At 76.7% G+C, this 19,220-nt stretch carries 14 protein-coding genes; 7 read left to right on the forward strand and 7 right to left on the reverse strand.

Features of this window, described 5'->3' with window-relative positions:
• Nucleotides 1–313: 313 nt before the first annotated feature.
• The 3 genes from ABZ920_RS21780 to ABZ920_RS21790 form a co-directional block, all read right to left on the reverse strand.
• A complete protein-coding gene (locus tag ABZ920_RS21780) occupies nt 314–4,624 on the reverse strand; it encodes a cation-translocating P-type ATPase (RefSeq protein WP_361507364.1) in 4,311 nt (1,436 codons plus the stop codon).
• 12 nt (nt 4,625–4,636) lie between these two features.
• The gene (locus ABZ920_RS21785; RefSeq protein ID WP_361507367.1) at nt 4,637–5,281 is read right to left on the reverse strand and encodes a hypothetical protein; all 645 of its coding nucleotides are present in this window, start codon (nt 5,279–5,281) and stop codon (nt 4,637–4,639) included.
• A 626-nt stretch (nt 5,282–5,907) separates the two neighbouring features.
• On the reverse strand, nt 5,908–6,657 hold the full coding sequence (locus tag ABZ920_RS21790; RefSeq protein WP_361507370.1) for a PaaX family transcriptional regulator C-terminal domain-containing protein: 750 nt from the start codon (nt 6,655–6,657) through the stop codon (nt 5,908–5,910).
• Nucleotides 6,658–6,730: 73 nt separating this feature from the next.
• Between ABZ920_RS21790 and ABZ920_RS21795 the strand changes: the two genes are divergently transcribed.
• The gene (locus tag ABZ920_RS21795; RefSeq protein ID WP_361507373.1) at nt 6,731–8,500 is read left to right on the forward strand and encodes an acyl-CoA dehydrogenase family protein; all 1,770 of its coding nucleotides are present in this window, start codon (nt 6,731–6,733) and stop codon (nt 8,498–8,500) included.
• Nucleotides 8,501–9,154: 654 nt separating this feature from the next.
• On the opposite strand, the gene ABZ920_RS21800 is transcribed toward ABZ920_RS21795, so the two are convergent.
• Nucleotides 9,155–9,742 (reverse strand): hypothetical protein, encoded by a 588-nt coding sequence (locus ABZ920_RS21800; protein WP_361507376.1) that lies wholly within the window; start codon nt 9,740–9,742, stop codon nt 9,155–9,157.
• A 294-nt stretch (nt 9,743–10,036) separates the two neighbouring features.
• Between ABZ920_RS21800 and ABZ920_RS21805 the strand changes: the two genes are divergently transcribed.
• From ABZ920_RS21805 to ABZ920_RS21820, 4 genes are all read left to right on the forward strand, one after another.
• Nucleotides 10,037–11,122 (forward strand): exo-alpha-sialidase, encoded by a 1,086-nt coding sequence (locus ABZ920_RS21805; protein WP_361507379.1) that lies wholly within the window; start codon nt 10,037–10,039, stop codon nt 11,120–11,122.
• Nucleotides 11,123–11,241: 119 nt separating this feature from the next.
• Nucleotides 11,242–11,919, forward strand: a complete 678-nt coding sequence (locus ABZ920_RS21810; protein WP_361507382.1) for a uracil-DNA glycosylase — start codon at nt 11,242–11,244, stop codon at nt 11,917–11,919.
• 74 nt (nt 11,920–11,993) lie between these two features.
• Nucleotides 11,994–12,944: a BadF/BadG/BcrA/BcrD ATPase family protein gene (locus tag ABZ920_RS21815; protein ID WP_361507411.1), complete on the forward strand. Its 951-nt coding sequence runs from the start codon at nt 11,994–11,996 to the stop codon at nt 12,942–12,944.
• Between the two features lie 184 nt (nt 12,945–13,128).
• A complete protein-coding gene (locus ABZ920_RS21820; protein ID WP_361507384.1) occupies nt 13,129–14,052 on the forward strand; it encodes a hypothetical protein in 924 nt (307 codons plus the stop codon).
• Between the two features lie 89 nt (nt 14,053–14,141).
• Here the strand turns inward: ABZ920_RS21820 and ABZ920_RS21825 are convergent, their stop codons facing one another.
• A complete protein-coding gene (locus ABZ920_RS21825) occupies nt 14,142–15,182 on the reverse strand; it encodes a lactonase family protein (RefSeq protein ID WP_361507387.1) in 1,041 nt (346 codons plus the stop codon).
• A gap of 88 nt (nt 15,183–15,270) precedes the next feature.
• Nucleotides 15,271–16,770 carry an FUSC family protein gene (locus ABZ920_RS21830; RefSeq protein WP_361507390.1) on the reverse strand — a complete coding sequence of 500 codons (1,500 nt, stop codon included), beginning with the start codon at nt 16,768–16,770 and terminating at the stop codon, nt 15,271–15,273.
• Nucleotides 16,771–17,028: 258 nt separating this feature from the next.
• Here ABZ920_RS21830 and ABZ920_RS21835 point away from each other — a divergent pair, with 258 nt between their 5' ends.
• Nucleotides 17,029–17,505: an Lrp/AsnC family transcriptional regulator gene (locus ABZ920_RS21835; protein ID WP_361507414.1), complete on the forward strand. Its 477-nt coding sequence runs from the start codon at nt 17,029–17,031 to the stop codon at nt 17,503–17,505.
• A 334-nt stretch (nt 17,506–17,839) separates the two neighbouring features.
• Here the strand turns inward: ABZ920_RS21835 and ABZ920_RS21840 are convergent, their stop codons facing one another.
• Complete coding sequence (locus tag ABZ920_RS21840) at nt 17,840–18,610, reverse strand: LysR family transcriptional regulator substrate-binding protein (protein WP_361507393.1); 771 nt, start codon at nt 18,608–18,610, stop codon at nt 17,840–17,842.
• Between the two features lie 58 nt (nt 18,611–18,668).
• On the opposite strand from ABZ920_RS21840, the gene ABZ920_RS21845 reads away from it, so the two are divergent.
• On the forward strand, nt 18,669–19,070 hold the full coding sequence (locus ABZ920_RS21845; RefSeq protein WP_361507396.1) for a DUF5997 family protein: 402 nt from the start codon (nt 18,669–18,671) through the stop codon (nt 19,068–19,070).
• The last annotated feature ends 150 nt before the right edge of the window (nt 19,071–19,220 follow it).

The following is a 19,220-nucleotide window of genomic DNA, read 5'->3' on the forward strand; positions in this document are numbered from 1 at the left end:
ATGTCCGTCGCGGGCCGGGGGCGAGGCTCTCCCGCCGGGCCCGCACGTCCGGCCGGCCGGCCGGACGCCTGCCCGATCGATGGCGGCGACGCTCCCCCGCCCGACCCGCGCCGTCCGGTCCGTCCGGCGGGACGGACCGGACGGCCGGACGCCGGGGACGGCCTGTCGCCCGTCCCGCATGTCAGCGGCTCTCCCGGACCACCGGGCTCACGGTTCCGCCCGCCCGGTCATCGCGGGGACGCCCCGCCCCGCGCGTCACGGCCTCGTCCGGGGCCCCGGTCCGGACCGGCGGCCGTCGGGGCGTTCCCGGGGGTCAGGACCGTCCGGTCGGCACCAGCCGGGTGACGGTCTCCTCCAGGTGGGGCAGGGCCCGCTGGCCGGCCAGGGCCAGGGCGATCGCCACGGTCACGCCCGCCCAGGCGACCGGGCCGAGCGGGGTGCAGCCCAGGGCGCGGCTGACCGCCGGGCTCTGGACCAGGGCGACCAGCGCGACGGCGGAACCCACGGCCGTGACCCGGACCAGCGGACTGCCGCGGCGGTCCAGCAGGGTCTGGGCGAGCTGGGTGCCCACCACGCTGCACAGGGCCATCGTGCTGGAGCGGCGGGCGGTGCCCGGGGTGAACCGGCCGATCAGCCAGGCCACGACGGCGCCCAGGCAGGTGGTCAGCGCCCGGTGCCGGATCTGCTGGATCAGGGGCGCCCCCAGGACGCCGCCGGCCACGTCCTCGGGTGAGCCCGCCCTGGCCTGCTCCGTGTCCTCCCTCGGCGTCACCGCGACGGCCATGGCCGGGAACAGGTCCGTGAACAGGTTCACCAGGAGCATCTGACGGGTGGACAGCGGGGCGGTTCCCGACATCAGGGTGCCCAGGATGCCGAAGCCGACCTCGCCGGCGTTGCCGCCGATCAGGATGGCGATGGCGTCGGCGACGCTGTGCCACAGGGCGCGGCCCTCGGCGATCGCGTCGATCAGCACGGTCAGGTCGTCGGCCGTCAGCACGATGTCGGCGGCGTTGCGCGCGGCCGCCGATCCCCGGGCGCTGATGCCCACGCCGATGTCGGCGGCGCGGATCGCCGCGGCGTCGTTGGCGCCGTCGCCCACCATGCCGACCACCCGGCCGGCGTCCCGCAGCGCCTCGACGACCTGGAGCTTCTGCTCGGGCGCGACCCGGGCCACGACACCGGCGTCCCGGAGCATCCGGGCCCTGGCCGACCGGTCCGCGGCGGCGAGCTCGTCCCCGGTGACCACGATCGTGTCCTCGGGCCAGCCCAGTTCGGTGGCGATGGCCCGGGCGGTCTGCGGATGGTCGCCGGTGAGCATGACCGGCCGCACGCCCTCCTCGTACAGGCCGCCGACGAGGGCCGTGGACGTCTCCCGCGGCACGTCCGACAGGGCCAGCAGGCCGGTGAACTCCAGCCTTCCGAGGGGCTGTTCGATCACGTCCGCGGGGTTCTCGCCGCTGCCGAGCCGTCGCTCGGCCACCGCCAGGACCCGCAGCCCGCCGCCGGCCAGCGCGTGCGCCGCGTCCAGGGCGTCGGAGGCGAGGCCCGCGCAGGCGGGCAGGACGGTCTCCGGCGCGCCCTTGATAACGAGGACCGCGGGTTCTTCCCCGGCCCGGCCGACGGCGGCGGCGTAGCCGCGGGCGGCCTCGAACGACAGCCCCTCCAGCTGCACCCAGTCCGGATCGGGGCCGGCCGCGTCGAGGACGGCCTCGTCGGTGGCGTGCACCGGGCGGTCGGAGGAGCCGTTCAGCCGCGGGCAGGCCCGGGCCGCCGTCCGCAGCGTGTCCGCGGAGCCGGCGTCGCCCACCCCACGGACCGTTCCGGCGGCGTCGGACACCCGCACCAGGCGCAGCCGGTTCTCGGTGAGGGTGCCGGTCTTGTCGAAGCAGATGGTGTCCATCCGGCCCAGCGCCTCGAGGGTGCGCGGGGTGCGGACGAGGACGCCGCCGCGGCTCAGCCGCCGCGCGGCGGCCAGCTGCGCCACCGTCGCCACCAGCGGCAGGCCCTCGGGCACGGCGGCCACCGCGACGGCCACGCCCCCGCTGACCGCCTCGTGGATGGGGGTGCCACGCAGCAACGCCAGCCCCGTCACCGCGGCGCCGCCCGCGAGCGTCAGCGGCATCGCCTTGCCGGTGAGCTCCTGCAGCCGCGCCTGCACGCCCGCGGCCGCGGGCGTCCGGGCGGCGAGGTGGACGGCCCGGGCGGCCTCGGTACGGTCGCCGGTGTCGACGACTACGGCCCGGGCGTGCCCGGCCACCACGGTCGTGCCCTCGAACACCATGCAGCGCCGGTCGGCGACCGGGGCGTGCGGGGTCGGGGCGATCTGCTTCTGCACCGGCAGGGACTCCCCGGTGAGCGCCGACTCGTCGACCTCCAGGCCGTCCTCCCACAGCACGCGGGCGTCGGCGGGGACCACGTCGTCCGCCTGGAGCTCGATCACGTCGCCGGGCCGCAGCTCTCCGGCCTCCACGGTCCTGGGCGCGCCCTGCCCCGCCGCCTCGCGGGGCCGGACCCGCGCCATCTGCTTCTGGCCCGCGACCAGCCCGGACAGCGCCCGTTCGGCACGCAGCCGCTGGATGCCGCCGACCAGCGCGTTGAGGTCCAGCGCGCCGACGACGAGCAGGGCGTCCACCATGGAACCGAGGATCGCCGACGCGGCCGAACCCACCGCCAGGACCGGGGTGAGAGGGTCGTCCAGTTCGTCGCGCACGGCCCGGCCGAGCTGCAGCGTCCATCGCGCCGGCGCCAGGGCGGGCAGCCGCAGGGCGGCCGCGGCCGCCCTGCGCGCGCGCCCTGCGGTCTGCCCGACGAAGGTGTCCTCATCCTCGGCGGCGGGCAGGTGCTCCAGCCGCTCCCGCGCCTCCGCCACGTCCAGTTCGTGCCAGTGCACCCGCGGGTGCGGGTGCGGGGCTCGGGCCAGCACGACGGCGAGGGCCGCCCGTGTCCCGGACAGCAGGGCCGCCGCCGCGGCGGCGTCGACCGGTGCGTGCCGCAGACCGGGCAGCATGGCGCGGCGGCCCCGGCCGCCCCCGGCCTCGCCCACGGCCACGAGAAGGCCGGAGAGGGCGGCGCCGGACCGGGCCAGGATCTGGGCGCGGTGGCCGATCGCGCGGGCGGCCGGCACCGCGGCCAGCAGCCGCCACACGTCGGGCAGGCCGTGCAGGGCCAGGATGTCGGCGCCCCACACCACGGCGCCCTCCCGGTCGGTGAGGGCGACGGCGACGTCACTGGCGCGCAGTCCGGCGAGCACCTCCTGGTCCTCGACGGAGCGCATCCGGGCGACCGTGACGACGGCGCCCGGCTCGTCCCGCAGCCCGTAGACCACGTCGTCCAGCGGACGGCGGGCGTCCACCACCTGGTCGGCGAGGGCGGTGAAGTCCTCCAGGGCCGGGTCGTCCACCACCACGACCCGCAGCCCGGCCCGGCGTGCGGCGTCCAGCACCGGCTCGGTCCAGGGGTCCGCCTCACCGCTGCGGGTGCACAGCGCGCTCGGGTGCAGGACGACCGTGCCCGCCATCTCCAGCTGCCGCAGCCGATCCGGGTCCCGCACCAGCACGCCGGTCTGGGCCAGCCCGGCGCCGAGCACGGCGTGGAAGGCGGCGGGCCCGTACCGCGCGGCCTTCGGCGAGCCGGCGAGCACCGCTTCGGCCGCCTCGGCCCCGTTGTGCTTGACCAGCAGCGTCGCCGCCGCGCCCAGCAGGCTGCCGGCGGAGGCGTGGGTGGCGTACTCCTGGGCCGGGGAGACGCGCAGGGGCGGGCGGGGCGCGTCGTCCGCCGCCACGCTGAGGCGGTGGGGTGCGCACAGCTCGTCGTGCATCCGGTCGAACGCGGTCACGCGGGCCACCGTCTCGACCAGCCGGCACAGCCGCAGTGCCCCGTCCAGCACCAGCGCGGTGGGGTTCTGGCCGGCGCCGTGCACGGCCGCGTTGGCCCAGGCCAGCAGCAGGTCCATCCCGCTGTCGCCCAGCCGGGCGCGCAGCCGGGCCCGGACCCGGGGGTTCTCGCGCAGCAGCGTCACGACCGCGGTCACCATCCGGGGCGACGGCGGCAGACGCAGGCTGTTCGCGGTGACGGCGACGGCGATGCCGAAGACGTCGGCGGCGAGCGTCGCGGCGGCGGCGCGCACGCCCGCCGGATCGGCCGGATGGACGGTCTCCTCCGGGACGCCGCCCGCCAGGACCAGTCCCTCGCGTTCGGCGAGGCCGGCCGCGTGGTCCACCACCCGGTCGGCGGCCTCCTCCTCGACCACCGTCACGATCAGTCGGGCGAGTCCGTCGTCCCAGTAGGCGAAGACGACGTCCGGGTGCTCGGCGAGTGCGGCGGCAACCCGCCGCGCCAGGTGTTCCCGGCCCCCCGCGTGCCGTACCCGTTCCAGGTCGGCCGGCCGCAGCGCGAGGTGCGCCCGGACGCCGGACCGCCAGTGGCCCTGCCCACCGGGGAGCGCGGTGCGGGCGACCCGTGCCACCCGCACCGCGCTGTCCGCGCCGCGTACTCCGGCGCGCGCCGTGCCCGCCGCCGCTCCGGCCACCGCCCCGGCCACCGGAGCGGCCGCCCGGGCGAGCAGCCGGGGGGCGGCCGGCAGGAGCCGGGCGGCGGCCGCCGGGGCCGTGAGCAGTCCGGACACCACGGGGCGTCCTCAGAGGGTGGTGCGGCCGGGTCGCGCCGTCGGGCCGAGCGGTCCCGTGGACGCTCTGCTCGTCGGTGGCCTGCCCTTCCCTTCCGCGGACGTCTCGTGCGCCTGTGCCGTTCCCGTCTCCTTCGCCTCCTGCGTCCTGCCCGGTTCCGTCCTCTCCGCCGGGTGCGTCCCGGCCGGTTCCGCGGCCGCGTGCTCCGCCGCGGTGGCCGTTCCGACGTCCCGGCTCGCGCCGGTGGTGTCCTGCGCCGGCGCGCCCGTGGCGTCCTGTGCGGGTGCGCCGGTCAAGTCCGGCCCGGCGTCCCGGCTCGCCGTGCCGGCGTCCTCCACGGGGATCCGGCGCGCCTCGGTGGTGTCCTGGGCCGGTACCCGCTGCCCGCCGTTCCCGGTGTGCTCGGGCCGGGGCCGGGTGAGCCAGGCCACGGCCGCGCCGGTCACGGCGACGGGCCACTCGACCACGCCCGTGACGCCCAGCACTCCCGCGCCCGTGTACACCGCGAGCCGCCGGCCGCGGGGTGACATGGCACCGACCTTGTCCAGCGTTCCCTGCGCGGCCCTGCCCACCGTGCCGGCGCCGGGCACCTTCCGCAGCACCGAGGCCGCGCTGTGCAGCGGCGCCGCAAGACCCGACGACTTCTGCTCAGCCATGACGCTCCTCGCCTTCGGTGGAATCGCTTTCCCGACCGCCGGGTGCCCACGTCCGCGCCGGTCACCCCATCCCTCCCAGGGAACGGCACGGAGCGCGCCCCCGCCACCCGGACACGTCCCGCGCGGCCGGCGCGGCGGGGCGGCCCCCGGCCGGAGAGGGGTCTCCACGGGCGGGCCTTTTCCGACGGCGGATCCGGGCTCGCGGGCGATCGGCCGGCCCTCCGGGCCGGGCGCGGCCGTGCCCGCCGGGCCGGAGGGTCGGGGAGGGCGGGGGGCGGGGGGCCGGAGGAGACACCGACGCTCAAAGGCGAGCGCGGGGACACAGCGCGCTCAGGGCGCATGGACGCCGCTGCGGCCGGGGCGCACCCCCGCGGAAGGACAGCGCTCCCCCGCCGGGGCGGGACAGGCCGCTCCCGGTCGCGGAGTGGCCGGATGTCGCCTGTGCGAGGCGTTGACCGGATGCGGAGCCGACCCAGCACGGCACCGGTCCGGACGGCACCTACTGCATGTACGCGGCGTCGGACATCACCTACCGCTGACGCGACCGAGGGACGGCGGCCGCTCGTCAGGTCCCGTCGGGTGGCCGCCCGACGGGACCTGACGGGCCGCGGGACGGCGGCCGTCCCTCATCGCCCGGCGTGCCCCAGGGTCCGCTCCGTCAACTGCCGCCGGTGGTCCGTGTAGAGGGTGCGCAGGGCCGTCCCGGGCCAGTCGGCGGGCAGGAGCTCGTCGGGCAGTACGGGGTCGGCCAGCAGGTGCCGGACCACCGCCGCCAGCGCGGTGAAGTGGTCGGCCGGCCGCTCCGCCCGCGCCACGTGGGCGAGCAGGGCCCGGGCCGTGCGCGCCCACGCGGGAAGCGGCCACAGGCCCGCGGCCAGGTCATGGGCCGGCTCAGCGGGGCGGGCGGTGAAGCGCTGAACCACTCCGTCGAGGTCCCCGGGCCAGGGCCGGTTCAGGTTGGCGGGGCGCAGCCAGACACCCTCACGCAGTTCGGCGAGCCGCAGGGCGGTGAGCCGGGCCCGCAGATCGGCGCGCTGGGCCGGACCGCGGCCGGTCGCCGTCACGACGGCCATCTCCCACTCGCCGTTCCAGGGTGCGGTCTCGGGGTGCACGGCCGCGTCCTGGCGCCGCTGCCGCTCCAGCAGCCGCTCGCTGAGCCGGTAGACGGAGTCCGAGCGGCGCAGGTCCCCCGCGGCCACCATCCGGCTCAGCGCGGCCCGCAGGGCGGAGCCACCGACTCCGAACGGCTCGACGGCGCGCACCAGGTCCCTGACCGGCAGCTCGGGCGGGTGCGTGCCCAGCAGCAGACTCAGGACGACCGACCGCGCGGACAGCGGGCGCAGGCCGACCGCGACGGGCTCCCCGGGAACGTTCATGGTCACGTACTGTACGGACACCCCGTTGTTGCACTATTGCTGCGGCCGCAGGGAAAGTGCAACACTGCGCCGCATGGCCTCGACACTCGCGCACGACCAGCAGGCACCGCAGGAGCGGCAGGCACCGCAGCAGGACGGGCACGCACCGCAGGAGGGGCGGGACCGGCCACGCCCCGAGCGACCGTGGGAGCAGGAGCCGCCGCGGCCGTACGCCACGCACGACGTCATCAACCAGCCCCCTCCCCTGGCCCCCTACGACGCCTCCGAGGACGCGGCCCTGCTGGAGGGCCTGCGCCGCGAGGGCGCCGGATGGGCCGAGGACGACGTCCGGCGGCTCGGGCTGCGGGCCGGCAGCGCGCAGGCGCAGGAGTGGGGCGAACTGGCCAACCGGCACGAGCCGGAGCTGCGCACCCACGACCGGTACGGCAACCGCGTCGACGAGGTCGACTTCCACCCCAGCTGGCACCACCTGATGCGGGTCGCGGTCGCCGAGGGGCTGGCCGGCGCAGCGTGGGCGGACGACCGGCCCGGCGCCCATGTCGCGCGCACCGCGGGCGGGCTGGTGTGGGGGCACACCGAGGCCGGTCACGGCTGCCCGACGTCGATGACGTACGCGGCCGTCCCCGCGCTGCGCAGGCAGCCCGAACTGGCGGCCGTGTACGAGCCGTTGCTGACCAGCCGGGTCTACGAGCCGGGCCTGCGGGTGCCGGCCGAGAAGCCGGGTCTGCTCGCGGGCATGGGGATGACCGAGAAGCAGGGCGGCTCCGACGTGCGGACCAACACGACGACGGCCGCGCCCACCGCCGAGTCCGGCGTGTACACGCTGCGCGGGCACAAGTGGTTCACGTCGGCGCCCATGTGCGACGTGTTCCTGGTGCTCGCGCAGGCCCCCGGCGGGCTGTCCTGCTTCCTGGTGCCGCGCGTGCTGCCCGACGGCAGCCGCAACACCTTCCGTATCCAGCGGCTGAAGGACAAGCTGGGCAACCGGTCCAACGCCTCGTCCGAGCCCGAGTTCGACGGGACCGTGGCCTGGCTGGTCGGCCCCGAGGGCCAGGGCGTCAAGACGATCATCGAGATGGTCAACTGCACGCGTCTCGACTGCGTGATGTCGTCCGCGACGCTGATGCGCAAGACCCTCGTCGAGGCGGGGCACCACGTACGCCATCGCCGGGCCTTCGGCGCCGCGCTGGTGGACCAGCCGCTGATGCGCAACGTGCTGGCCGACCTCGCCCTGGAGTCGGAGGCCGCGACCACGCTCACGCTGCGGCTGGCCGGCGCCGCCGACCGGGCGGTGCGCGGCGACGACGACGCGGGCACGGAGGCGGCCTTCCGGCGGATCGCCACGGCCGTCGGCAAGTACTGGGTCACCAAGCGGGGGCCGGCCTTCACCGCGGAGGCCCTGGAGTGCCTCGGCGGCAACGGCTACGTCGAGGAGTCGGGCATGCCCCGGCACTACCGCGAGGCCCCGTTGCTGTCGATCTGGGAGGGCTCGGGCAACGTCAACGCCCTGGACGTGCTGCGGGCCCTGAGTCGCGACCCCGGCACGGCGGAGGCGCTCTTCGCCGAACTGGCGCTCGCGCAGGGCGCCGACGCGCGGCTGGACGCGGCCGTGACCCGCCTCAAGGGATGCCTGGCCGAGGGCTCACCGGCGGGCGCGCGCCGCCTGGTGGAACTCATGGCGCTGACCCTCCAGGGCTCCCTCCTGGTCCGCCACGCCCCGTCCGCCGTCGCGGACGCCTTCTGCGGGACCCGCCTCGGCGGCGACTGGGGTCACGCCTTCGGCACGCTGCCCGCGGCAGCCGACGTCGACGCGATCCTGGAGCGGGCGCTGCCGACGGCCTGACCGGCGGACGTCGGGCGCGGGGTGCCGCGCCCGACGCCCGCCTCGGCGCGCCCGCGGGACTGGCGGGGCGCCACCGCGTGGCGGGCGCCGGCGGGGCGCCGGCCGCAGTGCGACGCGCCCGGCGGGTCGTCGGGCGCGTCACGGGGCGGGCGACAGGGCGCAGCCCGGTGCAGGCAGCCGGCGGGTCGTCAGCTGTGTGACGGCTGACCGGTCATCACCCGCTCCGCACGGCGGCCGGCGGGGCACGCAGCCCCGGCGCGGGCCGACGGCCGGGCACGCGCGGGCCGACGGCCGGGCACAACCCCGGCGCGGGCCAACAGCCAGGCACAACCCCGGTGCGGGCCAACAGCCGGGCGCAGCCCCGGTGCGGGCCTGCGGAGCGTCACCAGCGCCATGGGCACGCCTGGCGCGTCGTCAGCCGCGCCATGGGGCGACCGGCAGGCACAGCCTCAGCGCACGCGGCCGGCGGGGCGTCACCCGCCGCAGGGTGGTCGGCGGAGCGCACAACCCCACGGCCCGCCGGCGGTCGGGGCGCACCCCCGGCGCGGCGCGCCGGGCGGGGCGTCACCCACGCCTCGGGGCGGCCGGCCGGCCGTCACCCGCGGGGCCGAGGAGCGGCCGAGGGGCTCATGCACGACGGCACGCCGGGGCGGGTCACCAGGTCTCGCGGCTCCACCGCGGGCCGAAGCGGGCCCATTCGGCGTCCCACTGCCGCATGCGGCCCCGTTCCAGGCGGTCGCGCAGCAGGCGGCCGGCGACGAAGGGGACGGCCGCGGTGCTCAGCCCCACCAGGGCGCCGACCACGGCGGCACGCGTGCGGGCCTGGACGGCCGTGGCCGGCCGGGTCACCAGCCGGCCCCGGGCGTCGGTCCAGACGGTGACCCGGGCACCGGCCGGGCTGCCCGGCCGCACCGGGACCTGCCCGGTGTGCGAGGTGCCGTCCGCCGCGGTCCAGCGCACCCTGCCCCAGCCCCGTGAGGCGTCGGAGCCCCGGCCGTTGCCCTTGTCCGCGGACGGCGGGCCGGGGGCCTCCACGACGGCCGCCGTGGGCCGCCATTCGGCACGCTCGCGGGCCAGTTCGTGTTCCACCGCCCGCATCGTCGCCGTACCGCCCGACAGCCCGGCGAGAACGGTGAGCATCCAGGCGGCGAGCACGATCCACGCCTCGACCGTGTCGGCGCGGCGCTTGAGCGGATTGCGGCGCCACCGCCACAGCCACACCTCCGGACCACGGAACGCCATCGCAGGCACCTTCCTCACGAGCGCACGGACATGCCGGACCGCCCTCCCATACGGGAGACGCCTCCCCGATGCTCACGTCGTCTTCCCCGGCGTCGCGGGCCCATGGCCGTCCGGCCCCGCGCGGCGGTGTCCGGCGCCCCGCGCGCGAGCGGGCCACTCGCCCCCCTGCGGCGCCAGACACCACAGCGCCGGCCTGCACCGACGCCGTATCGGAGGTGACTGTCGGTGCCGGGGTGCAGACTGACCCATGTCCGAGACGAAGACGTCGACGAAGACGTCGCGGAGGTGATCGGCATGACCGAGGTACTGCTCGCCGTGGGCACACGAAAAGGCCTGTTCATCGGCCGGCGGCGAGGCGGATCGTGGAAGTTCGACGACAGTCCCCACTTCAACGCCCAGGCGGTCTACTCGGTCGCCCTCGACACGCGCGGCGCCACCCCGCGGCTGCTGGCGGGCGGGGACAGCTCGCACTGGGGCCCGTCCGTCTTCCACTCCGACGACCTGGGCCGCACCTGGACGGAACCGGCGCAGCCGGCCGTGCGGTTCCCCAAGGACACGGGCGCCTCGCTGGAGCGGGTGTGGCAGCTGCACCCGGCGGCGGCCGAGCCGGACGTGGTCTACGCGGGCACGGAACCGGCCGCGCTGTACCGCTCCGAGGACCGCGGCGAGAGCTTCGAGCTGGTCCGGCCGCTGTGGGAGCACCCCACCCGGTCCTCCTGGGTGCCCGGCGGCGGCGGTGAGGGCCTGCACACGGTGCTGACCGACCACCGGGACCCCCGGGCCGTCACGGTCGCCGTCTCCACCGCGGGGGTGTTCCGCACCTCCGACGGCGGAGCCAGCTGGACCCCCTCCAACTCCGGGGTGTCCGCCGTGTTCCTGCCGGATCCCCAGCCCGAGTTCGGCCAATGCGTGCACAAGGTCGCGCGGGACGCGGCGAACCCCGACCGGCTGTACCTGCAGAATCACTGGGGCGTGTACCGCAGCGACGACGCGGGGGCGCACTGGACCGACATCGGCGAGGGCCTGCCGTCGACGTTCGGCTTCGCGGTGGCCGCCCACCCGCACCGCGGCGACACGGCGTACGTCTTCCCGATCAACGCCGACGCCGACCGGGTGCCCGCGGGACACCGGTGCCGGGTCTTCCGGACGGCGGACGCCGGCAAGAGCTGGGAGCCGCTCGCGGCCGGCCTGCCGCAGGAGGACCACTACGGCACCGTGCTGCGGGACGCGCTGTGCACCGACGACGCCGACCCGGCGGGCGTGTACTTCGGCAACCGCAACGGCGAGGTGTACGCGTCGGCGGACGACGGCGACAGCTGGCAGCAGCTCGCCTCCCACCTGCCGGACGTGCTGTGCGTGCGGGCGGCGGTGATCGGTTGAGCAGGGCAACGCACCGCGCCGCGGGGCCCGTTCACGAGGCGCCCGGGCCCCGGCCGTCACCGGCCGGGCTCGGGCCACCGCTTGATCGGCGCCCCGCGCGCGGCAGTAGGGTGACGGCCGTGGCACCACGACCCTTGCATGAGATCGTCGAACCGGGCTGGGCGAAGGCCCTCGAACCCGTCGCCGGAAGGATCGCCGAAATGGGCGACTTCCTGCGCGCGGAGATCACCGCCGGGCGCACCTACCTCCCCGCCGGGCAGAACGTCCTGCGCGCGTTCCAGCAGCCGTTCGACGAGGTACGCGTCCTGATCGTCGGGCAGGACCCGTACCCGACCCCCGGGCACGCGGTGGGGCTGTCGTTCTCGGTGGCGCCCGACGTGCGCCCGCTGCCGGGCAGCCTGATCAACATCTTCCGCGAGCTGAACAGCGACCTGGGGCTGCCCCAGCCCTCCAACGGCGACCTGACGCCGTGGACGCGACAGGGGGTGCTGCTGCTCAACAGGGCTCTGACCACCGCGCCCCGCCGGCCCGGCGCCCACCGCGGCAAGGGCTGGGAGGAGGTCACCGAGCAGGCCATACGCGCCCTGGCGGCGCGCGGCAAGCCGCTGGTGTCGATCCTGTGGGGGCGGGACGCCCGCAATCTGCGCCCGCTCCTCGGCGACCTGCCCTCGGTCGAGTCCGCCCACCCCTCCCCCATGTCGGCCGATCGCGGCTTCTTCGGCTCCCGTCCGTTCAGCCGCGCCAACGACCTGCTGACCGGGCTGGGCGGACAGCCCGTGGACTGGCGCCTGCCGTGACCTCCCACCAGGGCACCCGGGACGAGGCGGCGGCAGGCCAGTGGGACGCCGCCGAGGCGTCCGGCTTCCTCGCCGTGGACTCCGGCGGCTCCGGTCTGCGCGTGGTCGTCGGCACGGCCGGGCGCGGACCACTGGCGCGGCGGGACTGCAGGGAGCCCGTGCGCACCGGTGCCCGGGGAATCGACCCGGGGCACCTGATGGAGCAACTGGTGCCCATCCTCAGGGCGCTGACGGAGGAGACAGGGGTTCGGCGCCCGGCCACGGCGGTCGTCGGCGCCGCCGGGTTCGCCACCCTGGGGGACGCGCTGCGGGCCGAACTGCCCGGGGCCCTGGCGCGGGAGTTCGGCGTGCGGACGGTCGCGCTCGCCGCCGACGCCGTCACCGCCTACGCCGGCGCCCTGGGCGCGCGGCCCGGTGCCGTGGTCGCGGCCGGCACCGGCCTGATCGCGATCGGCACCGATCTGACGGGCTGGCGCCGCGCGGACGGGTGGGGTCACCTGCTCGGCGACTGCGGCAGTGGGGCGTGGATCGGGCGGGCCGGCCTGGAGGCCGCGCTGCGCGCCCACGACGGGCGGGACGGCGGTTCGACGGCTCTGCTGGCCGCGGCCCAGGAGGAGTTCGGGCCGATGTCCGCGCTGCCCGGCAAGCTCTACCCGCGCTCCGACCGCGCCGCCGTCCTGGCCTCCTTCGCGCCCCGGGTCGCCGCCAGCGCCGGGGGCGATCGGGTCGCCGCGGGCATCCTGCGCGCGGCGGCGCGGCACATGGCCGAGTCGGCCGCCGCCGTCTGCCCGCCCTCCGGCGAGCCCCGGATCGCCCTGACCGGCGGCCTGTTCACGATGGGCGACCCCCTGCTGCTCTCGCTGGAGGAGGAGCTGGCCCGGCGGCTGCCGCACGCGCTGCGGGTGCCCGCCCAGGGCGACCCGCTGCACGGCTCGGTGCGGATCGCCGCCGACCTGGCAGGCGGCACCCTCGCCCTGCCGGCCGACGAGAAGATGCTGCACGTCACGACGCCCGGGGCGGACTGATCCCCGCGATCCGCACGTGCCGGACAAGTACCCCATGTGCCGCGCGAGTTGTCACAGCGCGTCCCGTTCCGGGCACTGATCGACACGGACCCGTACGTAACTCATCAGACAAAAGGGGACGGAAACCGCTCACCTGCACCCTCCCCGAACAGGAGAACCCCGAAAGCCAGTAACATGCGGCGCCATGAGCTCCCCCACTGGGCCCGCGTCCGGCCTGCCAGTACGAATGCCGCGCCCCCGCCAGCCCGGACGGCACCGCCGACCGGAACCGCTGGCGGCTCCCGAGGGCGCGCCCGCGCTCGTCCTCGCGGTGCCGGGCACGCCCGGCGCCGCCACGCGCAGCCTCGCCGAGGAGGTCGTGAGCATCGCACGCTCCGAACTCCCCGGCCTCGACGCGCGGATCGGGTACCTGGACGGGGACGACGCCGACCACCCCACGCTGCAGTCCGTGCTCTCGCGCGCTGCCGAGGAGCGCACCGCCCGCTACGAGCAGGCGCTGGCCGCCGGCGTGGAGACCAGGGCGCCCGAGGGCCCCGTCGCCGTCGTGGTGCCGCTGCTGGCCGGTCCTGACAGCGCCCTGCTGCGCCAGGTGCGCCAGGCCGTCATGGACAGCCGGGTCGCCGCCGAGCTGACCGACGTCCTCGGCCCGCACCCGCTGCTCGCCGAGGCGCTGCACGTGCGGCTGTCCGAGGCGGGCCTGGCCCGCGCGGACCGTGCCCGCCTGTTCACGGTGGCGACCGCCGCCGACGGCATCATCCTCGCCTCCGTGGGCGGCGACGAGGCCGTGCAGGCCGCCGGGATCACCGGCATGCTGCTGGCCGCACGCCTCGCCGTCCCGGTCATGGCGGCCGCCCTGGACCAGGAGGGCTCGATCGCGAACGTCGCCGAGCAGCTGCGTGCCTCCGGTTCCCAGCAGCTGGCCCTGGCGCCGTACCTGATCGGCCCGGAGATCGACGCCGGGCTGGTCGCCGCGGCCGCCGAGGAGGTGGGCTGCGCCGCCGCCGAGGCGCTCGGCCCCTACCCGGCCATCGGCAAGCTCGCCCTGGCCAAGTACACGACGGCGCTGGGCATCGCCCCGCAGCAGGCGCAGGGCATCCCGGTGCGCTGAGCCTCCGCGTCACCCGCACGCCCAAGGGCCCGCTCCGTATGCCGGAGCGGGCCCTTCGTACACCGCCGCGCGGGGTGCGTGGCGCAGACTCAGCCGAACACCACGCAGGAGGCCGCGGGCACGCCGACGGCGCCCGTACGGTGCGGCAGCCCGGTCTCCGGGTCCACGGCGAACCAGGTCACGTCCCCGGAGCGCTCGTTGGCCACGTAGAGGCGGCCGTCGAAGAGGGTGAGCGCGCGCGGCCAGTGGCCCCCGCACGAGACGGTCCCCAGCAGGCGCAGCCGCTCCCTGTGCCCCTCGACCGCGAAGACGGACAGGACGTCCTCGCCGCGCGTCGCGGTCCACAGGAAGCGGCCGTCGGGAGCGACGACGACGCCGGAGGGGTAGGCGTCCCCGGCCGGCGCGTCGGGCAGCACGGGGGTCTCGGTCAGCGGCTCCAGCGCGCCGGCCGCCGGATCCCAGCGGCAGACGGTGACGGAGGGGGTGAGCTCGTTGACGACGTAGGCGTGCTCGCCGCCGGGGTGGAAGGCCAGGTGCCGGGGCCCGGAGCCGGGGCGCAGGGCGATCTCGCGGTGCAGCAGGAGACGGCCGTCCGTCAGGGTGCACACCCGCACCGAGTCCGTTCCCAGGTCGACACTGACGGCCCAGCGGCCGCTCGGGTCGGGCTGCACCTGGTGGGCGTGCGGGCCGCGCTGGCGGCGCTCGTGCGGGCCGGAACCGGTGTGCCGGAGCACGTCGGACGGGGCATGGTCGAGGAGCCCGTCGGGGCCGACGGGGACGGCCGTGACGCTGCCCGAGCCGTAGTTGGCGGTGAGCACGTGCCCGTCGAACAGGCTCAGGTGGGTGGGGCCGCTGCCGCCGACCCGCACGGGCGGACCGGCAGGTTCGAGGGTGCCGTCCTTCACACGGTAGGCGGCCACCGCGCCCTCGGACGTCTCGCTCACCGCGTAGAGCGTGCCGCCGTCGGGTGACAGGGCCAGGTAGGACGGGTCGCGGAGCTGGCCGGCGCCGCTGAGCACGGTCAGCGCGCCACCGTCCGCGGCGACGGCCGCGGTGACGATGCCGGGCCCTCCCGCCGCCGTGAACGATCCGATGAACGCCCGCTCCCGCCGTCCGCCGCCGTCTGCCACCGCAGTCCCCTCTCGGTCGTGCCGTCCGGGCGACGGTAGCAGCCGATCAGGCCAGGTCTAGACCAAGCGGCGTACGGCAGCGCGCGTGTCAGGCGCCGACCAGCGGCGACCGCGAGGGCGCGCGCAGGGGCCCGGCGAGGTCCGCCAGGGCCCGCTCCAGGCCGTGCAGGTGGGCGAGCGCGGGTTCCGTCGCCGCCGGCGGGTGGGCGGCGGCCGTCGCCATGTGCTCGGGGCGGCCGGCGGTGAGCGCCTCCACCGCGGCCTCCACCCGCCAGCAGGCGGCGGCCAGGCGGGCGTCGTGGGAGGCCTCGGGGTCGGCGGCGACGGCCACCAGGCCGCGGATCTCGCGGGCGCAGTCGTCGAGCAGGCCGAGCACCCGCCGGGCGCGCCGCTTGCGGCCGAGCAGCGGGTTGAGCGGGTGCACGAGCGGGGCGACGGACAGCCGCACCCGGCCGAGCAGCTGCTCCAGTTCGGCCACGCGCGGTGCCGGGTCGGCGTCCGGGACGCCCGCCAGCCGGGCGGCCGCCTCGGCGGTGCACGCGTGGACGCAGCGCAGGGCGCGCTGGATCCACGCGTCGGTGACGGCATGGGTGGTCACCGGCAGGACGAGGAGGACCGCCAGCGCCGCGCCGAGCGCACCGACGCCGGTCTCCGCGAGCCGCAGCGCGAGCAGCCCGGGGCTCAGCACGCCGAGGAGGCCGTAGAGCGACTCCGCGAGGAGCGTCACCCAGAGCATCATCCAGGTGTACGACACGGCGGCCGTGTAGAAGATGCCGAAGACGCACACCGCGGCCAGGACGGCGGTGGGCGCCGCGGCCCCGTGCAGCGGGACGGCGACCAGGACGCCGAGGCCGATTCCGATCAGCGTGCCGAGCACCCGGCGGAAGCCGCGCACCAGGGTCTCCCCGCGGGAGACGGTGTTGACGAAGATCCACCAGGTGGCGCCGACGGCCCAGTACCAGCGCTGCCCCGACACCAGCTGGCCGGCGGCGAGCGCGAAGGCGGAGCCGGCGACCGCCTGCACGGCCTGCCGGGTGGTCACGCGGGCCAGCCCCGTCCCGCCGGGCGGGGCCGGTGCGGCGGCCGGGGGCAGCCGGCGCTCGTAGCACCACAGCCCGAACCGGACGGCCGCCGCGCTGAGCACCGACAGGACGACGGCCGCGGACAGCTCGGGCAGCCGCTCGGCCGTGGCGTGCAGGAACTGCACCACGAAGAAGGTCATGAAGGCGAAGACGCCGAGGCTGTGTCCGCGCGGTCCCCAGCGGCGCGCGTGGACGCCCGCGCCCACCACGGCGAGGAGGACCAGGTCCCGCGCCACCGGATGGGCGTGCAGCTCCGCGGCGGCGGCCAGGACGGGCAGCCCGACGACGGGCAGCAGCGCGGTGGTGACGGCCTGGGCCCGGACCGTGGGGTCGGCGACGGTGAACAGGGCCAGCAGCGCGGCGAGCCCGCCGGTGACGACGCCCTGGAGCGAGAACCCCGCCAGGCCGCAGACCACGACCGCCAGGCCGATGCCGAGGACGGCCCGGGCGGCGAAGCGCAGCCGCGCCCGCCCCGGGTCCGGAGCCACGAACACCCTCTTCAGCACGGCGCACTGCCCCCTTCACCCACGGCACGAAAAAGGCGCCGCGGGATCCGCAGCGCCATCGACGCGTCCATCACAGCATCACGGCGGGCCATGGCTCAAGTGCTTCGTTCACGAGTGGGCCATTGGCACAGTGAACGACCACCCCGAGTGGCCGACGACAGGCCAATGGAACGCCGGGCGTGGCTCATCCGAATCGGGCCCGCATGAGCCATTGGTACTGTCGTGGTGATCACGACCGACGAGGAGGCCGGTACCGCCATGGCCGTGGACGAGCTCGACACGCGCATCCTGCGGCTGCTGCTGGAGCAGCCACGCACGAGTGTGCGCGAGTACGCCCGCATCCTCGGTGTCGCCCGCGGCACCCTCCAGGCGCGGCTCGACCGCCTCGAACGGGACGGTGTGATCACCGGCACGGGCCCGAGCCTCTCCCCCGCCGCGCTGGGCCACCCGGTGCTCGCGTTCGTGCACATCGAGGTCACCCAGGGCCACCTGGACGACGTGGGCGACGCGCTGGCCGCGGTGCCCGAGATCGTCGAGGCGTTCTCCATCACCGGGGGCGGGGACCTGCTGACGCGGGTCGTCGCACGGGACAACGCCCATCTGGAGGACGTCATCCAGAAGCTCATCAGACTGCCGGGCGTGGTGCGCACCCGCACGGAGGTGGCGCTGCGCGAGCGCGTCCCGCACCGGTTGCTGCCGCTGGTGGAGTCGGTCGGGCGTACGGCTGGCAGGTGACCCGCCCGGCGCCGGTGGCAGCCGCCCGGCCGCGCGGAGGGCGCGCGCGGTGCCGGAACCGCGGGTGAGCGCCCTGCCGGTCCGCCACGTCACCGAACCGCTACCGGGCCGGGGTCTCCCGGTGCGCGCCCGCCGACTCGGCGGATCACCGACGCGACAGGGCCCCTGTGCGGGTGGGGGCGCGTCGGCGAACCGGCGCAGCGGGGCCTCGCCCGGCGCGGGACCGCCGGCCCGCGACGCGCGGGACGGCCCGGAAGACGCCGCCTGCCTTCGGGAGCGTCCACCTTCGGGAGCGGTCACGACCGGCGGCGGGAGCGTCCACCTTCAGGAGCGGTCACGACCGGCGGCGGGGGCGTCCGCGCCGGCCGGCTTTGGCGGTGTCGGAGCCGCCGCGCGCCTTGCGGCCCGCCGTCCCACCCGCCGCGGGCTGGCGCCGGGCGCCGGCCGCGTCGGAGCGCTTGCGCACAGGCTCCGCCTCGGGCTGCTGGGGCCGGCTCCGCCCCCGGGTGCTGTTGACCGTCCGGCCACGGACGACGCCGATGAAGTCCTCCACCAGGTCGGTGGTCGCCTCCTCGGGCCACGACAGCGCCACACCGGACTGCGGGGCGTCCACGACCGGCCGGTAGGTGAGGTCCCTGCGGTGGTGCAGACGGGCGAGGGACTGGGGGACGACGAGCACTCCCACGCCGGCGGCCACGAGCTCGATGGCGTCCGCGGTCGTGGCGGGACGCTCGAAGGCGGGCAGGCCCGGCGGCCGCTCCCAGCCGAGGACGTCGTCCAGGGGGTGGAGGACGACCTCGTCGGCGAGATCGTTCAGCGACACTTCCTCCGCCGCCGTCACCAGGTGGTCCTTGGGCACCACGACCACCGTCGTCTCGGTGTAGAGGGGGATCGCGTGGAAGTACGAACGGTCCACGGGCAGCCGTACGATCGCCGCGTCCGCCTCGCCGCGGCGCAGCACCCCGGACGCGTCGGCGGCCGCGACCTGCATCAGGTCCAGGGGGACGTCGGGCAGGCGTTCGTTCCAGATCCGCACCCACTTGGCGGGCATCACCCCGGGGACGTACGCGAGCCGGAACGTAGGGGATGCTTCCGAGCCTGTCACCCCGCCAGGTTACCCGGCGTGGTCGGAGCCCCCGCGCGCGGTCGATAGTCTGGACACCATGAAGTCGCACCGGACCACCCAGACGATGAAGCCCGCCACCGCGGCGAAGAAGCTGGGTGTGTACCTCCCCGCCACGCCCGCCGAGTTCCAGGAGGGCGTCGTCTCGCGTGCCGAGCTCGACGAGCTCCAGGCGAATCCGCCCGAGTGGCTGCGGGAGCTGCGGCGCAACGGCCCGCACCCCCGCCCGGTGGTCGCGGCCAAGCTGGGCGTCTCCATCGCGGGCCTGGCCCGGGGCGGGGTCACCGAGCCGCTCACCACGGAGCAGATCGAGGCCCTGAAGAACGACTCCCCCGAGTGGCTGCGGAAGGAGCGCGCCACGCAGGCCGAGGCCCGCAAGGAGGCGGCTCGGCTGAAGAAGCGGGACGCCGAGCGCGCCGAGCAGGGCGACCGGCGGTCCTGACCGGCGCGGCGGCCGTGGCTCGCCCCGGAACGCGGCCCCGCCCTCGCCCTCGCGCCCGGGGAGGCAGCAGCGCCTCCAGGCGGCCGGAGCAGGACGGGTCGCGGTCGAGGACGGCCTGGAGATCCTCGCGGATCAGCCGTGACAGCGGGA

It is taken from the genome of Streptomyces sp. NPDC046831 (genome assembly GCF_040645305.1).
Lineage (GTDB): Bacteria > Actinomycetota > Actinomycetes > Streptomycetales > Streptomycetaceae > Streptomyces.